The sequence below is a fragment of the Candidatus Venteria ishoeyi genome, from assembly GCF_030378065.1.
Taxonomy (GTDB): domain Bacteria; phylum Pseudomonadota; class Gammaproteobacteria; order Beggiatoales; family Beggiatoaceae; genus Venteria; species Venteria ishoeyi.
Genome location: NZ_JAUCGJ010000033.1, coordinates 1 through 17,831, shown reverse-complemented (window position 1 = coordinate 17,831; position 17,831 = coordinate 1). Strand labels below are relative to the sequence as shown.

Below are 17,831 nucleotides of genomic sequence, written 5' to 3'. Positions count from 1 at the left end.
AGCACTGGATGTTGAACTCACAGAGGAAACATTGCCTGAACTTGATGATTTGGGTTTAGATGAAGCAGACAGCTTAGCCGATTTGGAAGAGTTGGAAGAGACTGAAACCCTGCAAGCAGAGCCTGTTATTGAGCAGGATGCAGCACTGGATGTTGAACTCACAGAGGAAACATTGCCTGAACTTGATGATTTGGGTTTAGACGAATTAGACGAAGCAGACAGCTTGCCTGAATTTGATGAACTGGACTTAGGCGAAGAAGAAAGTTTAGCTGATTTAGGTGAACTTGATTTAGCCGAGGACGAAGCACTACCCGATTTAGAAACGACTGATGAAAGCAATGTTGAAACAATCGCAGAAATTGCAGAAGCAAGTGACATTGATATATTTGCCGCCTTAAGTGATGTGCTTGTCAGCACTGCTGATATATTGTCCACCTCACTGAGCACCTTAGTCCAGGCAGAGTCAGGCAGTGATAGCCAATTATCTGCACTTGAGCAATATACTGAAGCTTTGCAGCTATTCTGGTCTGCTGCTGAAGCCGCAGAACATGCCGGACTGAACAGTATTTGCGCCTTTATTAATGAAAATGTTATGGCATTTTCCATGCTGGAAGCCGATGAGCGTCAATCCACGCAAAACTTATTAGAAGCCTGGCCTGCTGTTGTATTAGATTATCTGCTCGATCCTGATGAGCAAAAAGAACATTTAATCAGCCACTTAAAATCACCTGCCTGGTCAATACCACTGACAGAAGAACAAGTTAATGATTTAAACAGCAATTTAGCAGCACCACTGCAAACAACTGCAACACCTCAGTCAAATGGGCAGTTACAAGCAGTTATAGCAAGTTTAGCGGATATATCAGCCCCTTTATCCTCAGCATTAGCAGATATTTTATCGGCAGAAGATGAAAGTGAAACCTTGCTTGAAGCCGTTAGCAATTACGCTGAAACAATGCAACCTTTTATGGATGCAGTGGATGCTGCGGAACTATCAGGCTTACAAGAAATTTGCACTATTCTGAGTAATAACGTGTTAGCACTGGGTATGTTGCCGCTGGAGGAAAGGCAAGCTGCTGAAGATATCTTTAACAACTGGCCCAATGTCTTACAAGCTTACCTGGATGCTCCAGAAGCCAATACGGCTGCTGTGCTGGAGAATCTACAAAATGAACATTGGCCAACCCCCTTGCCAATGGAACAAAGTCTGGAGTTGTACGATCAACTGCTGCAAGTTGAGACCGGTGCAGACAATGCGCCCGCTCTGGATACACTTACAGATGATTTGGGTGATGAATTACCTGAGTTTGATGAATTTCTGCCCGCTGAAGAAGCAGTTGCAACGGGTAATATTCCAGAATCTGTTGTCAATTCAATTACAGCGGCCTTAACAGACGCTGCTATTCCTTTATCAAACGCGCTTGAGAATATTGTATCCATGGATAATAGTAATGATGTTTTCTTTGAAGCTCTGGAAACTTACACCACGCATTTACAAGATATTCTGGATGCGGCAGAACAAGCTGGTTTGGTTGGTTTGCAAGAAGTTTGCAGTTTTATTAATGATAATCTGCTGGCATTAAGCGCGGAAGATCAAGCTGTTCGCAGCGCGGCGCAGACACAGTTGGAAACCTGGCCGGGTCTGGTGCTGGATTATTTAACCGCACCGCAGGAAAATGCCGCAGCCTTGGCTGCGCATCTGCAAGCCTCACAGTGGCCCAATCCACTGACAGCGGAACAAGTGGCAGACTTGTCTGGACAGTTATTACAAGGTGCCAGCACAGAAAGCCTGCCAGAATTGGATGATGACTTAGGTCTTGGCGAAGAACTACCGGAAATTGAAGAAGAACTACCCGCTCTGGATGAACTGGATGAACTGGATGAAACGCCAGATACAGAAGCGGAAGACGTGGAAGGCGCTGCGCCTGAAGGTGAAATATCTTTAGGCAATACAGAAATGCTGGCAATGTTGCAAGGTGAAATTGAGGACTCAAAAGAGGACTTGAATGAAAACCTGCAAAAATTCTGTCAAACCGACTCCAGCGATCCTGAATTTGCAAATATTGCTGAAAATTACACCGACCTCGTACAACGTCTGGCAGATGCCGCTGATATGATGGGCTTGCCTGGATTGCAACAGGTTTGTGAACTGATTATTGACAATGCCAAGCAGCTTGCGGAAAAAGATCAGGCCGCGCGTGCCAGCAGTCAAAGTGTATTAGCGCAATGGCCGGATCTGGTGATTGCCTATTTACAGGCACCCACTGACAATGTGATTAATCTGCTCAATCATTTGCGCGAGTCGGAATGGCCTGCACCACTGCCCGATGAGCAGGCGCACCAATTACTGAATAATTTATCACAAAGTTCCGGTATGGAGGAAGAGGAACCGGAACCCAGCCGTGAAACTCAGGCGAAACCGGAAGATGTTAATATTTCTCCCCCCGCAGATGTTAATCAGGATCTGCTGGATGCCTTCCTGGAAGAAGCGCCGATCAATGCCGCTGAATTTACTGCTGCATTACAGCGTATTGTTAAAAATCCTGTGCCAGAAGATGTCAAACTGGGGCAACGTGTTGCGCATACCTTAAAAGGCTCTGCCAATATTATCGGGATAAAAGGCATTGCCAGTGTCGCCCACCATCTTGAAGATATTCTGGAATATCTGGCAGAAAATGCAGTACCCCCGCCCAAACCTTTGACCGATACCATGATCGAAGCGGCAGATACGCTGGAAATCATGATCGATGCCTTATTAGGTAAGGAAGAGCCACCGGAAAATGCCGTCACCGTATTGCAAGAGGTTTTAGACTGGGCAAACCGGATTGACCAGGGGCAACTGGATGTCAGTGAAGAAGAACTGGCAAAACGCAAGGCGGAACTGGAAAAAGCAGCAAGTGCCGCGCCCGTTGCGGCCAAACCTGCTGCCGCTGGTGCCGGTGCTGCCGCGCCTGCGGGTGAAGCCGAGCAAACCCTGCGCGTACCCACCCGCACCATTGATAACTTATTACGTTTGGTGGGGGAAATGTCCATTTCCATCGGTCAGATTCAAGAGCGTCTGGGTCAGGCCATGCAAAATACTAAAAACCTGAATTCCCAGGAAATGCAGGTTCAGCAAAAAAGTTATGACCTGGAAACCTTAGTGGATGTACAGGATATTTCCGGGCGACAACGCCATCGCCAAATTGGTGATGATGCTGACAAAGAAGTTGATACTGAAGAAGAGCAGGCCAGTGATGATGGTGATTTTGATTCCCTGGAGTTTGAACAATATAACGAGTTACACAGTTTAACGCATAGTTTTATCGAAACCATCGCCGATTCGCGTGAGTTGGGTTCAACCATCCTGGATGATTTATCCTCATTAGATGGCATGTTTATCCAGCAGGAGCGCCTGCAAAAAGAACTGCAACAGGTGGTGATGACCACCCGCATGGTACCGATTAAAAATATTACCGCGCGCCTGGAACGTATTATTCGTCAGACCTGCCGTGCAACCGATAAACAAGCAGAGTTTTCGATTATCGGCGGTGATATTTTGATGGATGGCGACGTGCTGACCAAACTCACCGACCCCTTGATGCATATTCTGCGTAACTCGGTGGATCACGGCATGGAAACCCCTGATGAGCGTATCGCTGCGGGCAAGCAGGAAGGTGGTTCCGTGGTGCTCAATTGCTTCCGCCAGGGTAACAGCATTGTGGTACGTTGCGAAGACGACGGCAAGGGTTTGAATTTTGAAAAAATCAGAGGCTTGGCGGTAGAGCGAGAACTGATTAAAGAAACCCAGGAACTGTCACCCAAAGAATTAGGCCGATTGATTTTTATTCCCGGTTTTACCACCAAAGGCGGTGTCACCCAGATTTCCGGGCGCGGTGTCGGCATGGATGTCGTGCATACCAGTATTAAGGATCTAAAAGGCAGCGTGGATATTGATTCCGTGCCGGGAAAAGGCACTATGATCAGCCTGACCCTGCCCATGTCGCTGGTAACGGAACATGCCTTGCTGATTAAAGTGGGTAAAGAGCGTTTTGCTTTGCCCACCAGCTACTTATCACAAGCATTGGCTTCTGATGCCGGTAAATTCAAAAAAGTGGGCAACGAAATCAGCTTCCATATGGAAAAAAATGCCTATCCCGTCATCACCCTGGCAGAATTACTGCACATGCCAAATGTGCAACCCGTGACCTTAACGGATGAGCGCTCTCTGGTACTGGTTGAAGAGGAAGGTAAAACTACGGCGGTTATTGTTGATGCGCTGCTCGATAGTCGTGACCTGGTATCCAAGACCATGGGACGTTACGTGCAAAATGTTAAAGGTATTGCCGGAGCCTCTATTCTTGGGGATGGTAGCGTGGTTGCCTTACTGGATTTACCCAGCCTGTTACGCTCACCTGCAAAATCCATCAGCCTCAGTATGTCCAGCAGCGCAGGCGCAGAGGCGGCAGACGATATAGGTATCCCCCATATTATGATTGTGGATGACTCCTTAAGCGTGCGTAAATCATTGTCACAACTGGTTGAAGATCAAGGTTATGAAACCCTGCTGGCTAAAGATGGCCTGGAAGCCATTGAAATGATGGGTAAAACACGCCCCAATGTCATGCTGGTGGATATGGAAATGCCGCGTATGAATGGTATTGAACTCACCGCGCATGTGCGCGCTAATGCCGCCACTAATGATATTCCAATTTGTATGATTACCTCCCGAACTACAGAAAAACACCGTACCTTAGCCAAAGACGCCGGGGTGAGTGAATACCTGACCAAGCCGTATCAGGAAACTGATCTATTACAGTTTATCAACGCATCGCTGAAGAAATAATTAACCTGAGTTCGGCGTAAGCTTCATTCACCGCTAGGGAGTGAAAGCCGCTTCCGCCTCACACCAAGTTATTGATAGTGTGTACCGGATTTTAGTCATTTTGGATAAAAAACTTATATCGAATTCAGGTTAATTAGATGATTGAATTTTTTGTTCTGCTACGTTTTGACGGTCTGCTGTTGTTAATACCGCAGCACGATATTCATGTGGTGGAAGTTATTGACGATGTGGAAACAGGGGTTGAAGCAGAAGAAGAAGCGATTGGCATCATGGGCTGGGTGAACCAGAATGAACAACAGTTCCCGGTGTTTACCCTGGATAAAAATCTAAACTTATTACGTTATTTACCCCCCGACAGAAAACTTTGTGTACTGCTCAAGGCGGGTGAAGATGCCGCTTTTGGTATTACCTGTGAATCGATAGATGCCCTGGATGAAAACCCTGGTTTATATATCCAGACAATCCCGGATTGTATGTATATGTCTGAATCGCCATTAGAAAAATTGGTTATCTATCAACATGAAGCCGGAGCAATTACCGGTAAGGATAGTTTGCAGCAATATTTAACCGCCTATGCCGAAGCGCGTATGCTTGAAATGGACGAACTATAAGATCGTTGCGGGAGGACTCAATATGGAACAAGCCGTATCTTTACATCACCAGCTCACGTCCTCAGCAGAAGAGCAGCGTACGCGCGCCTGGTTATTGGATTTTGGGCAGGATTGTCAGGCAGTGATTGCGCTGCATGAAATGTCTCAGGTACAACTGTCCATCCAATTATTTGAAATTCCCAAAACGCCCCCCTATTGTCGGCAAACGCTGATTTTTGAAAATTCACTATTGCCAGTAATTGATATGGGCTTGCTGCTCAATGGTATTTCCACTGAACTGGACAGTGAAATTGTCGGTATTTGCGTTTATCAGGAAAAGCCCAGACAAGCATTGAAATACGCAGGCATACACCTGAAAGAAACCCCTGTGGTGATTACGGTCAGTGATCAGCAGACTTGTTCTTTGCCTGAAACACAACCGATTTGGCAATTTTTTGCGCCTTCCTGTATTCTACATGAAGAACGTAAAATCCCTATTATTGATCCGGCTGCGCTGTTTTCAGCGGAAACCCGGGAACAAATTCAGGCACTGAACGCCACTTAGGAGTGAGGATGAAATAAAATTCTCATTCCTTAAACCTTATGTCAAACTCAGGTTAAATAGTCGTAGTCTCTCCCTATCTGTTGGTAAATCCCATGTCTAATCTCCGTGTTTTATTTGTAACACCCGAAGCTTATCCCGTGATGAAAACCGGGGGGCTGGGTGATGTCAGCGGCGCGCTGCCAAGCGCCTTACATCAGGCAGGCGTGGATGCACGTCTGTTACTGCCCGGTTATCCAGCGGTATTACAACAAACGCACAGCGAAGACACCGGCATACACCTGGCACTGTTTCCAGGCATTAATGCCTTGCTGCGTCTTGGTACCATGCCAGACAGCCACTTGCCTGTGTATGTCCTGGACTGCCCCGGTTTATATCAGCGCGAAGGCAACCCCTATACTGATGCCAATGGTCAGGACTGGCCTGATAATGCGCTGCGTTTTGCTGCGCTTTCCAAAGCTGCGGCATTGATGGGGACTGAAGGCATACGCGATCAAATCGGCTTTATACCGCAGATTATCCACTGTAATGACTGGCAAACCGGCTTAACCCCCGCTTACCAACGTTATCTGCCAGGTGAGCATCCGCATATCATCATGAGTATTCACAACATGGCTTATCAGGGACTGTTTCCCGCAGACATGTTGACCACACTGGACTTGCCGGAAGACAGCTTGCATGTTTATGGCCTGGAATATTATGGACAGATTTCTTTCCTCAAAGCCGGTTTATATTATGCAGATTGGGTGACAACCGTCAGCCCGACTTATGCCGAAGAAATACAAGGCCCGGAATTTGGTTATGGCATGGAGGGTTTATTAGGCAGTCGCCAAAAACAATTAACCGGCTTAATCAATGGCATTGATTATCAACAATGGAATCCCGCCACGGACAACTATTTATGGGAAACTTATGATGCCGACAGCCTGGATAAAAAGGCGAGCAACACCCGTGCGCTACGGCAACAGTTAAAACTCAATGAAAGTGACCAGCCTTTGATTGGCATCGTCACCCGTCTGACCCATCAGAAGGGCATTGATATGGTAATCGCAGCCCTGCCTGATATTATTCATGAAGGCGCGCAGTTTGCTATTTTGGGCAGCGGCGATTTGGCACTGGAAAAATTACTGGCAGGTTTGGCTGAACGTTATCCCGGACAAGTCAGTTTTACCCAGGGTTATCACGAAGCCTTGTCACACCAGATAGAAGCCGGGGCCGATATGTTTCTGATGCCCTCGCGTTTTGAACCTTGCGGTTTAAACCAGCTATACAGCATGGCTTACGGCACCATTCCCATCGTTCGCCACACTGGCGGCCTTGCCGATACAGTTATTCCAGTGACCCCGACAACGCTGGACACCGGCACTGCAACCGGCTTTTTATTTGACGAAAAAAGTCCGCAAGCCTTGTTTGACTGCGTGGATAATGCCCTGGTTACTTATCGTAACCCGGATTTATGGCGACAACTGCAAATCAATGGCATGAAACGCGATTTCAGTTGGCACCGCAGCGCGCAATCTTATATTGAGCTGTATCGATTGTTTACTGAGGAATGAGGGTTTTATACCCCCCGTTTAGTTTGCAAGATAAAACACAAGACACAAGCCTTTATTATTTCAAATAAGGAATGTGTCTCATTTTTTAAGACTATTCCATATCACAGCCAAGCCCCCCCGCAGGTACACAAAACTGTTTATCTTTGCATCCCGTACCGGCACATGCAGGGCAAATTTCCCCATTTTCAAGAGAACCCTTGCTTCTACACTCCTCGCAGGGATTATGACACGCATCATGCGCTGCTTCGCTAGTGACTTCTTGCTCTTTTGACATCTCATATTCTCCCGGTTCAAAATTAAAAGTTTCATACTTGGAGATTTCATGTTTTCTAAAAAGTATAGCCTATATTGCTTAATGTAGCCGCTACGGCTTAACATCAAGGAATTTAAACTTTTCATTCTCCCTGCTGCGGTGTATAAAAACAAATACCATAGACTTCTATCAAGGCGGGAACATCATGTCGGACAATAGCAGAGCGCGGGAACGCGATTTAATTCTAGCCCCCAACGAATATGCCTTTATTCTTGATGAAACCAAAGGTAACGTCATTGATTATGTGGGGCCGCATAAAACCAGTCTGGCAAATACGGACCAGCCAGTCACCTTCAATGCTGACAGCAAAAAATTTGAACGCTGTAATTTAGAGCAGGCAATTCGGATGTTTGCCATCGCCCCGGAAGGCTGGTATCTGGTATTAAAAAATCCCGCCAAAGACAATAACCACTCACGTCCCGGCACGGCTAATAACCTGCCAGAACTCAATATTGGGCGTAAAATCAATATTCCTGGCCCGGTGGCTTTTGCGCCGTGGCCGGGGCAGATGGTCAAGGTGATTCAGGGCCATCGCCTGCGCTCCAATCAATATCTGGTGGTGCGGGTGTATGACGAAGAAGCCGCGCGCGCCAACTGGGGAGAAGCCGTTATCAAGCCGCAAACCCAGGCCGAAGACGAAGCACCGGCAGCAGATAACGACGAACCAGAAGTACCACAGGAAACGCTGCCGCCAGTCGCTGACCTGCCCGATCTCACCATTGGCAGAATGCTGGTTATTAAAGGCACGGAAGTGTCGTTTTACATGCCCCCCACCGGGGTTGAAGTCGTGCCTGATGAGTGCGGCGAATACGTGCGCAACGCCGTGACTTTAGAGCAGTTGGAATATTGCATATTGCTGGATGAAAACGGCAGCAAGCGTTATATTCGCGGCCCTGCCGTGGTATTTCCCAAACCCACAGAAGATTTTGTCGCCAAGCAGGGCGCACGTAAATACAAAGCCATAGAACTCAATGAAATCAGCGGTATTTATCTCAAGGTTATCGCGCCTTATGAAGAGGACGGCACCACTTACAAAATGGGTGATGAGTTATTTATCACCGGCAAGGAGCAGATGATTTACTTTCCCCGCGCCGAACATGCAATGGTGCGTTATGGCGACAGTGAAGTCATGTATGCGGTGGCGATTCCCGCCGGTGAAGCGCGTTATGTGCTGGATCGCATTAATGGGCAAATCACCCTCAAACGCGGCCCAACCGTGTATCTGCCCGACCCGCGCAAAGAAGTCATCGTGCGTCGGGTACTCGACCCCAAACAAGTGGCCTTATGGTTTCCCGGCAATCAGGAAGCGCAGGATTATAATGCCAAGCTCATGGCGCTCAGCCGCCGTAAAAAAGCCGAATATGTCAGCGACCGCGAGGCGCGGGAAGGCATGTTGGGAGAAATGACGCTGGAAGCGCCCAAAGCCTTGCGCAGCGAACCCGCTGCCGAAGCTTTTGCCGGGGAAGAGTTCAAACGCGGGCGTAAATTCACCCCACCGCGCACTATCACCCTGGATACCAAATATGAAGGCGCGGTTGCCATCAACGTGTGGACGGGTTACGCCGTGCTGGTGGTGGGAAAAGCCGGTGAGCGCAAGGTGTTCAGCGGCCCCGGCACTTATTTACTGGAATATGATGAAATTCTGGAAGCCATTGAGTTTTCCACCGGCACCCCAAAATCCGACCAGCATCTGGCGCACACCGTCTATCTGCGCGTGCTGCACAATAAAGTCTCCGATGCAGTGAGCGTGGAAACCGCTGATTTGTGTCAAGTGCATATCCAACTATCCTATCGGGTAAATTTTGAAGCTGATTCAGAATGCTGGTTCCGGGTGGAAAACTATGTCAAATTTCTCACCGACCATATGCGCTCGGTATTACGCCATGCGATTAAAAGTCACGGCGTGGAACATTTTTATGCCAACGCTATCGGCATTGTGCGCGACACCGTATTAGGCAAGGCCGACAATGACCACAAACGCCCCGGTCGCCTGTTTGAAGAAAACGGGATGCGGGTATATGACGTGGAAGTGCTGAATGTCACCATTGGCGATGATTTAATCGCGGAACTGCTGGTGGAAGCTCAGCACAACACTGTACAACAGGCGCTGGAACTCAGCGCAGAGCGCAAAAACCTGGAAGTTGCCAAAGAAAAAGAAACCATCAAACAAGACACCGCCCGCGCCGAAACCACTACAGAACAATTATTGCTGAATCTGGAAATGCAAACCGCCGCCGAGCGTCTTAAAGTTCAATTATCAGCACTGGCAGGTCAGGCTCAAGCTAAAGAGCAGGAACTGAACGCGCAACTGAACGCACAAACCCAGCAAAATCAAATCAGCGAAATCGAACTGGCAAATCAAAAAGCCCAGCAGGAACAAATGCTGGCACTGGCGCAACAACAACTACAACAAGACCTGGAACGCCTCAAAGCAGAAATTCAGGCAGTGGTGGACAAGGCTGGCGCAATTTCGCCACAACTCATCGCCGCATTGCAAGCCTTCTCTGAACGTGCCTTGGCGGAAAAAATGGCAGAAACCATGTCACCACTGGCGATTCTTGGCGGCAACAGCGTGGCGGAGGTGTTTGCGCAGTTGTTGCAAGGCACGGTGCTGGAAGGGGTGCTTAAGCCTGCACAGAAAAAAGATTGATTGTCTAGAGGGGAAGTGTAGCATTCGCCATTTTGGTTTGGCACCACATATGGCGCATGACGCTGAAGCTTATGCGCCCTACCGTGCTGGAGTATTCCCGCGTAGGAACCTGGGAAACGGATAACACCCCTCCGAAGGGGTGTTATCCGTAAAGCTGAGACTTTGAACCTGAACTTGAGACTGCCTGAAGATTACGCGCCGTTGGCAGAACTGGGCTTGGAGTGAGTAAATATTTTCCAGGCTCACCAATAAGCCATAGCCCCTATTTCCTGCAAATGCTCAGTCTGGCTCCAGGATAAGGTCTGCCACTGCTGCCCAATTTTTTGAAATTGACTGATACCCGCATTATGCAGTACCCAGTCCCGCGCTTGCTCTAATGGAATCTGGTGAACATAACGATACCAGTTATCCAAAATTCCCCCATGCGTCACAATTAATACGTGTTCATTTGGGTGGTGCTTACTCAGTTGCTCAATACAGTTGATTGCGCGTTGGTATCGTTGGCGAATAGTTTCACCGCCGGGGATAAGGCCATCAGCTTGTTGCTCATCATACACCGGATAGACCTGGGGATATTGTTGCGCGGCTTCCGTCCTTAACAAGCCTTCCAAAATCCCCAGTTTCCACTCCCGTAATTCAGGCAATGGACGGATTTTCAGTTGCCATTGCTGACTCAAGGGCTGGGCTGATTCCAGGGCGCGGCGCAAATCACTACTATATAAAGCATCAACCTGTTGCGCTTTGAGATAGGCAGCCGCTGCCTGAGCTTGTTGGATACCCCGTTGATTCAGCACAACATCTTGCTGTCCCTGAATCCGACCTGTGGCATTCCAGTCGGTTTCACCATGTCGAAGAATTGTTAAATACATCTATTCTATTGCCTGTTAAACAGCGAGTGATAACTGATGCTCATTCCACCGTCACAGATTTTGCCAGATTACGCGGCTGATCCACATCTGTGCCTTTGATCAAGGCGACATGATAGGATAATAATTGCAGGGGGATGGTGTAAATAATCGGTGAGATGATGTCATCAATTTCACCCAGTTCTATCACTTGCACATTTTCCAGGTTTTCTAAAAATCCCTGGTGATTGGCAAAAATCAGCATTTCTCCACCACGCGCTTCCACTTCTTGTAAATTGGATTTCAGTTTTGCCTGCAACGCATCATTGGGGGCAACGGCAACCACCGGCATATTATTATCAACCAGGGCCAAGGGGCCGTGTTTGAGTTCTCCGGCAGGATAGGCTTCAGCGTGAATATAGGAAATTTCCTTGAGTTTCAGCGCGCCTTCCATGGCAATCGGGTAATGAATGCCACGGCCTAAAAACAAGGCGTGGTGTTTATCGGCAAATTGTTCCGCCAGTGCTTCAATACGCTCATCGAGTTGTAAGGCATGATTGATTAAGGTCGGCAATTGTTGCAGGTTGTGTACGATGCGGGTTTCTTCCGCCGCTTCCAGGCCGCGCCGTTTGGCAATAATCAATGTCAGTAGCAATAAGGCAATCAATTGAGTGGTGAAGGCCTTGGTGGAGGCCACGCCGATTTCCGGGCCTGCGCGGGTCATCAAGACCAGATCAGATGCACGTACCAACGCGCTTTCCGGTACATTACAAATACTCAGACTGGGGCCAAATCCCAGGCGCTGAGTTTCTTTTAAGGCCGCGAGGGTGTCAGCGGTTTCACCGGATTGGGATATTGTTACCACCAGCGTGTTGGGGCTGGCAAGTGGATTGCGATAACGAAATTCACTGGCAACTTCTACATTACAGGGGATTTTGGCAATACTTTCCAGCCAGTAGCGCGCCACCATGCCGGCATGATAGCTGGTGCCACAGGCAATGATTTGTATTGCCTGAATATTTTCCAGCAGTTTTTCAGCCTGGGGGCCTAAAGCCGCTTCCAGTACATGATCCTGGCTCAAACGTCCATCCAGGGTATCGGCGGCGGCGCGGCTCTGCTCGTAAATTTCCTTGAGCATGTAATGGCGGTATTCACCACGCTCTACGGCATCAGCCTGTAGAGTGCTGGTATGTATTTTACGACTGATATTTTGTCCGGCTGCATCGTATAATACAAAATCATTTTGCTGAATATCGGCAATGTCGCCTTCTTCCAGAAACAGCACGCGCTGGGTGACGGGTAATAAAGCCGCCACATCCGAGGCGATAAAATGCTCGCCAATGCCCACGCCAATCACTAAAGGGCTGCCGCAACGGGTGGCAATCAAACGCCCCGGCTCCTCCTGGCTGATGACACCCAAGGCATAAGCGCCCTCTAAGTCTTGCAGTGTGCTTTGTACGGCTTGCAGTAAATCCTGACCCTGTTGGCTGTAATAATGAATTTGGTGGACGATCACTTCGGTATCGGTTTCTGAGCTGAACACCACACCACGCGCCTGCTGCTGCGCTCTTAATTCCCGGTAGTTTTCGATAATACCGTTATGCACCACCGCAATTGATTGCGCGATATGCGGGTGGGCATTGGCGTTACTGGGTTTGCCGTGGGTGGCCCAGCGCGTGTGGGCGATGCCGGTGCTGGCGCGTAGTGGTTGCTTTTGCAGCACATCACTCAATCCCTGCACCTTGCCACTGACCCGTTGCCGTTGCAACTGGCCCTCGCTGATAACAGCCAGTCCTGCGGAGTCATAACCCCGGTATTCCAGTCTTCGCAGACCTTCAAGTAAAATTGGAACAACATCCCGTTCTGCAACAGCGCCGACTATGCCACACATACGTCCTCCTGAAATAATAATTGAGATTCTTTCTGGTTCAAACCATAAAGGAGCATTTTAAGAACCATAGGAAATTAATTGTCTGAAAGTCTATAAGTGCTTTATTTCCTGTTCCTGAGTCAAATCCACATACCGACTAAGCTCATCGCTCCAAAACCACATCACGGTTTTGGAGTGGCTACAGCATCTTGTCAGGCTTGATTTAGAAGTATTATTTGAGCGAGGGTTATTCAGATTCAGGGGATGGCGTGGTAGATGGTTTATATTTCTTATTTTTACATAGACTACAAAACTCGTTTGTCGAAACCCCGGCCTGTTTCGCCATTGATTTTATGAGGAATTCTGAGAATGGGGCAATGTGTTTATCTACAGTAACCTTCCTAAATGGATCATTTGCAACCCATTGCTCATGCGCAGTGGATTTATTTTTTCTCTTTTCAAAACCAAGTTTTTTCAAGCCTTTAATTACATCCCTATATGTGAGAGATGGAATTTTTCTAAAGAACATCTAAGTCGCTCACGCATGTCCAATGCAAGTTGGCTTTCTTTCAGTGAACGCGAGTATTTCTCTGCTTTTTATGTGCAGTTTTGCCAAGTAGTAGATTATGAACCAACTAAACGGACCTTTTCTGGCTAATAGCTTGCTTTTATATGCTGAATCTTGCTCGCAAGCCTCACGGATATACTCTTCGATTTGCGCTTCAAGTTTACCTTTTGCAGCGGCGATGCTTTCTGCTTGTGCGGCTAACCCAAAATCTAGGCTCATAGCAACGTATATATTGCCATCGCTTCTAATTAAGCACCTGATTTCCATGATTTTCTCCGTTACAAATTTATTATGTGGTCATTATTATTATCGCATACCAAGTATTCTCATGCTATAAAATATACTTATAGTCTCTTCTCTGTTTGATTGTGAGGCCTGACTACTCAATATTCTGAACCTGTTCCCGCATTTGTTCAATCAGCACCTTAAGATTGACTGAGGCCATTGTTGTGCGCGTGTCAATGGATTTTGAAGCCAGGGTATTGGCTTCGCGGTTGAGTTCCTGCATCAGGAAATCCAGCCGCCGCCCGATGGCTTTGTCACTTTTCAGGGTTTGCTGCACTTCTAAAACATGCGCATCCAGCCGATCCAGTTCTTCTGCCACATCAATTTTTTGCGCCAGAAACACCATTTCCTGTTCCAGACGATCAAGATTGCGTTCCTGGACGAGGTTTTGTTCCAGTTCACTTAAACGCGCTTTGGTGCGTTCCCGTTGCCTTTTAATAATTTCCGGTAACTGGGCGCGAACCTTGCTGATTTCCTGGGTAACAGCCTCACAACGCTGTTCTATCATACGCAGAATCTGCGCACCTTCACGCTCACGATGTGCGAGCAATTGCTGCAATGCCTTATCCAGGGTTGCCATAATTGGTGTGCTAAGGCTATCCATATCCGGGGCAGGCACTTCAAGCACGCCCGCCCAGTTCAGCAAATCCAGCGCGGATAGTTTTTGTGGGTTGTCACTGAGCACTGCCAATTCCGTACTGACGGTTAATAGCTGTTGCACCAGGGTATGATTTAAGCGAAAACCAACGGTTGCGGTATCGGTTTGAAAGCGCAAGGTACAATCGAGTTTGCCACGTTTTAATAATTGCGCAATCCGCTCGCGCAAACGGGTTTCCAGTACCCGAAATTCTTCAGGCAAACGTGGGCTGATTTCCAGATAACGGTGATTCACTGCGCGTAATTCCCAGCAAACTTCGCCCCATTGTGTCTGGGTGCTGATACGGGCAAAAGCGGTCATGCTGCGAATCATAATAAAACATCCTTGTTTGAGTGAAATGTTGACAGAACAGGATAAATCCAAAAAACGTCAATGCGTGCGCGAGGAGTCTGTCACAGTTTAAATGATACTCAAAGCAAAGCCTGACTCCGGTATAAAGCAATCACTGTTTTAGCATCACGTATTTTATTGCTTTGCGCCCATTCCAGCGCGGTGCTGAAATCAACCCAATGCACTTCCATCAACTCATGTGGCTCACGGTTGTGCGCGCCTTGGGTCAGCGTTCTGGCAAGATATAAGGAGACTATCTCATTACAAAAACCGGGGGAACTGAACATATCCCCCAAGTCATCCCAGTCATTCGCCTGTAAACCGACTTCTTCTTGCAGTTCGCGTTCTGCTGTTTGCCGTGGTGGTTCTTCAAAATCAATTTTACCTGCGGGAATCTCCCAAATCCAGCCATTTACCGCTGGACGATACTGGCGCAATAAACACACCTGATTTTGTTCATTTAAGGCGACCACTGCCGCCCCACCGGGATGACGCACAATTTCAAATTCAAACGGCTCATGACCTTCCGGTTGAAAAGTTTCCAGACCCACATCAACGATGTGACCCTGATAGATGGCCTTGCGTTGGATATAACTCATTATTGATATTGTCCGGGATAGGTTTGCTCCGGTACAAAAGCACTGCCCGCAGGCGGTGCGTATTGACTGCCGGTTGGCGCGTTATATACGCCGCTGGCAGGTGGCTTATAATCATATTCCACCTGCCCGGTGTTCGGGTTCAGTACCTTTTTCGGTGTATTTGTACGACTGCTGGTCGGTGACTGGGGTGGCTGAGTACGTTGCGCAGGTGGCCCGGATTGCGCGTAACCCGGCCCGGCATAATAACTGGCAGGTGGTGCGTTGCCTGCATTGTCGCTACTGCGTGGGTCTTGCTTAGCTGGAAAACGGCTGGGTTCCATGCCGCCCTGATGTCCTGGATATGCGGGTGGATAAGGCTGAAATGATCTCATGCCGCCATCATTGCGGGAATAACCGGAACGGGAACCTGAACCCATGCCACTGCCGCTGCCGCTATAATTTCTGGAATAAGATGAACGCGAATCAGGTGCGCCCATGCCCATGCCGCTACGACCACCACGATGGCTTCTGAAGCTGTCTGGTGCAGGCCGTTCGCCCGGTTTATAAGCGGGTGCTTCAGCATTGCTTAAAGGCTTAGTCCCGGAGGAGCGCCCCCCTTCCATGCCACGCACTAATGGCTGAGCGGGATTCTGACGGGAATAATTATACGAATAAGAATATGAATGCTGCTGATTACCAGGCCTGCCACTGATTGTATGTTGGCGGGTAATCGTTGCATTATTATCATTATCCATCACTGGCGGCGGTGGTGGTGGCGCATACGGATTATTACTGCCTTGTCCGGCTGTATTGCTGTTAGGGCGGCTACCTGCGCCCTGAGGTTGAGGGGGTTGGGGCCAGTGAGCATAACCTGGCGGCGCATAGGGTTGTCCATAAGCAGCGGGTGGATAAGCGCCGGGTCCACCCCAGCCATAAGGCCCACCAGGATGTGGCGGATAACCATATTGTTGCTCATAATCATCGCGGTTATTATTATTATTATTTGAAAAAAAAGGCATCATATCGCCAAAATTAAATGCACTGACCAATTCGGGCAACGCGCTGGTGCCAAATACGGCAATCATCAATAAATACTTATGCTTAATCATTTTAATACTCCTGCTACTACTTAGGAGTGAGAATTTTATAACTTCAGCAACCTGGCTGGTCTTTTTCTCCATTTTCTACGTTGTGAAAACAGTTACATAGCTTGCTATGCACCTGTTTTCACGCCTTGAAAATGAATAAAAATCCTGCGCCCAGTTTCTGTATTTATTTTATCCTCACTCCTTAGCTTGAAGTTGGTGTAAGGTTTTTTAAGAAAATAGCGTAAACGCTAACAACGACTCAGCGTGAGACGGAGACGTTTTTCAGCGCATTATGCGCTGAAAGAAGTCTGCGTCGAACTCTGCTTATTATTTTCCACTCACGGTGGTTAAACCAAAAGACTCCCAGTCCTGCATACCACCACGATACCATTTAATCTTATGCGCAGGATAACCATATTTCAGCAGCACTTTAATATTATTAGGCGATTGCCCACACCATGCGCCATTACAAAACATTACCAAGGTTTTTGCCTGACTGAAGTCGTATAAACCTTCCATTTCCACCACATTAAACCGGTTACTTAAAATTTCGCTGATCTCCATCGGATTCGCGCTGCCGCTGAGCGCAGTCCAGGGAATATTAAGCGTTCCGGGAATGGTGCTGCGTTTAAACTGATTCGCAACCCGTGAATCCACCACTAAAATCGTGTCATCACCCTGATGCCAGCGTTGCAGATAATCCAGCACCTCAAGCTCCGCCACGGTTTCCACACCGGTGGCCAGTTGCATCGGTTGGATACACAATGGTGGACAAGGCCGTGAAGTCAATGCAAAATCCGGCATAATGCTATTCATCGTATCCTGGCTACGCTCAATAATAACCGTTTTTCCCTGATGTTTTACGATAATACTGGGCAGATCTGCGGTAATATTCACTTCTCTGGCGAAACTGCTGTTTAATGGTAGCAATAGTGCCAGACAATAGAATATTGATAATATTTTATGCATCATATTTTCCCTTTCTGGTAGTCGTACAAAAAATTATAAACTTTATCATAAGGTTGGGCGATTGCTTTTTCAAAGTATAGCTTGGTTTTTATACCACTTTAAGACACAATTTGCTGCTCAAAAATAGGATTAAGTTTGAAAAAT

Annotated in this window: 13 protein-coding genes; 5 read left to right on the top strand and 8 right to left on the bottom strand. The window is 47.8% G+C overall.

Going from position 1 to position 17,831, the window contains the following annotated elements; genetic code table 11:
• From QUF61_RS11895 to QUF61_RS11875, 5 genes are all read left to right on the top strand, one after another.
• A partial coding sequence (locus QUF61_RS11895) for a hybrid sensor histidine kinase/response regulator (RefSeq protein ID WP_289681865.1) occupies positions 1 to 4,825 on the top strand: 4,825 nt, incomplete at its 5' end.
• A 137-nt stretch (positions 4,826 to 4,962) separates the two neighbouring features.
• Positions 4,963 to 5,436 carry a hypothetical protein gene (locus QUF61_RS11890; RefSeq protein WP_103920308.1) on the top strand — a complete coding sequence of 158 codons (474 nt, stop codon included), beginning with the start codon at positions 4,963 to 4,965 and terminating at the stop codon, positions 5,434 to 5,436.
• A 22-nt stretch (positions 5,437 to 5,458) separates the two neighbouring features.
• Positions 5,459 to 5,980 carry a chemotaxis protein CheW gene (locus QUF61_RS11885; RefSeq protein ID WP_177428461.1) on the top strand — a complete coding sequence of 174 codons (522 nt, stop codon included), beginning with the start codon at positions 5,459 to 5,461 and terminating at the stop codon, positions 5,978 to 5,980.
• 92 nt (positions 5,981 to 6,072) lie between these two features.
• Entirely contained in the window at positions 6,073 to 7,533 is a 1,461-nt protein-coding gene (gene glgA, locus QUF61_RS11880) for a glycogen synthase GlgA (protein ID WP_289681864.1), read from the top strand.
• A 458-nt stretch (positions 7,534 to 7,991) separates the two neighbouring features.
• The gene (locus QUF61_RS11875) at positions 7,992 to 10,496 is read left to right on the top strand and encodes a hypothetical protein (RefSeq protein ID WP_289681862.1); all 2,505 of its coding nucleotides are present in this window, start codon (positions 7,992 to 7,994) and stop codon (positions 10,494 to 10,496) included.
• Positions 10,497 to 10,738: 242 nt separating this feature from the next.
• Here the strand turns inward: QUF61_RS11875 and QUF61_RS11870 are convergent, their stop codons facing one another.
• From QUF61_RS11870 to QUF61_RS11835, 8 genes are all read right to left on the bottom strand, one after another.
• Positions 10,739 to 11,365 carry a histidine phosphatase family protein gene (locus tag QUF61_RS11870; protein WP_289681861.1) on the bottom strand — a complete coding sequence of 209 codons (627 nt, stop codon included), beginning with the start codon at positions 11,363 to 11,365 and terminating at the stop codon, positions 10,739 to 10,741.
• A gap of 40 nt (positions 11,366 to 11,405) precedes the next feature.
• Entirely contained in the window at positions 11,406 to 13,232 is a 1,827-nt protein-coding gene (glmS, locus tag QUF61_RS11865) for a glutamine--fructose-6-phosphate transaminase (isomerizing) (protein ID WP_289681859.1), read from the bottom strand.
• A 226-nt stretch (positions 13,233 to 13,458) separates the two neighbouring features.
• Complete coding sequence (locus QUF61_RS11860; protein ID WP_103920315.1) at positions 13,459 to 13,740, bottom strand: type II toxin-antitoxin system HicA family toxin; 282 nt, start codon at positions 13,738 to 13,740, stop codon at positions 13,459 to 13,461.
• A 9-nt stretch (positions 13,741 to 13,749) separates the two neighbouring features.
• Positions 13,750 to 14,046 (bottom strand): DUF1902 domain-containing protein, encoded by a 297-nt coding sequence (locus QUF61_RS11855; protein ID WP_103920316.1) that lies wholly within the window; start codon positions 14,044 to 14,046, stop codon positions 13,750 to 13,752.
• Positions 14,047 to 14,158: 112 nt separating this feature from the next.
• The gene (locus tag QUF61_RS11850; protein WP_103920317.1) at positions 14,159 to 15,034 is read right to left on the bottom strand and encodes a YicC/YloC family endoribonuclease; all 876 of its coding nucleotides are present in this window, start codon (positions 15,032 to 15,034) and stop codon (positions 14,159 to 14,161) included.
• A 98-nt stretch (positions 15,035 to 15,132) separates the two neighbouring features.
• On the bottom strand, positions 15,133 to 15,651 hold the full coding sequence (locus tag QUF61_RS11845; RefSeq protein WP_103920318.1) for an NUDIX hydrolase: 519 nt from the start codon (positions 15,649 to 15,651) through the stop codon (positions 15,133 to 15,135).
• On the bottom strand, positions 15,651 to 16,739 hold the full coding sequence (locus QUF61_RS11840; RefSeq protein WP_289681855.1) for a hypothetical protein: 1,089 nt from the start codon (positions 16,737 to 16,739) through the stop codon (positions 15,651 to 15,653). The genes QUF61_RS11845 and QUF61_RS11840 overlap by 1 nt, the downstream gene beginning before the upstream one ends.
• A 306-nt stretch (positions 16,740 to 17,045) precedes the next feature.
• Positions 17,046 to 17,690 (bottom strand): rhodanese-like domain-containing protein, encoded by a 645-nt coding sequence (locus tag QUF61_RS11835; RefSeq protein WP_289681854.1) that lies wholly within the window; start codon positions 17,688 to 17,690, stop codon positions 17,046 to 17,048.
• Between the last annotated feature and the right edge of the window lie 141 nt (positions 17,691 to 17,831).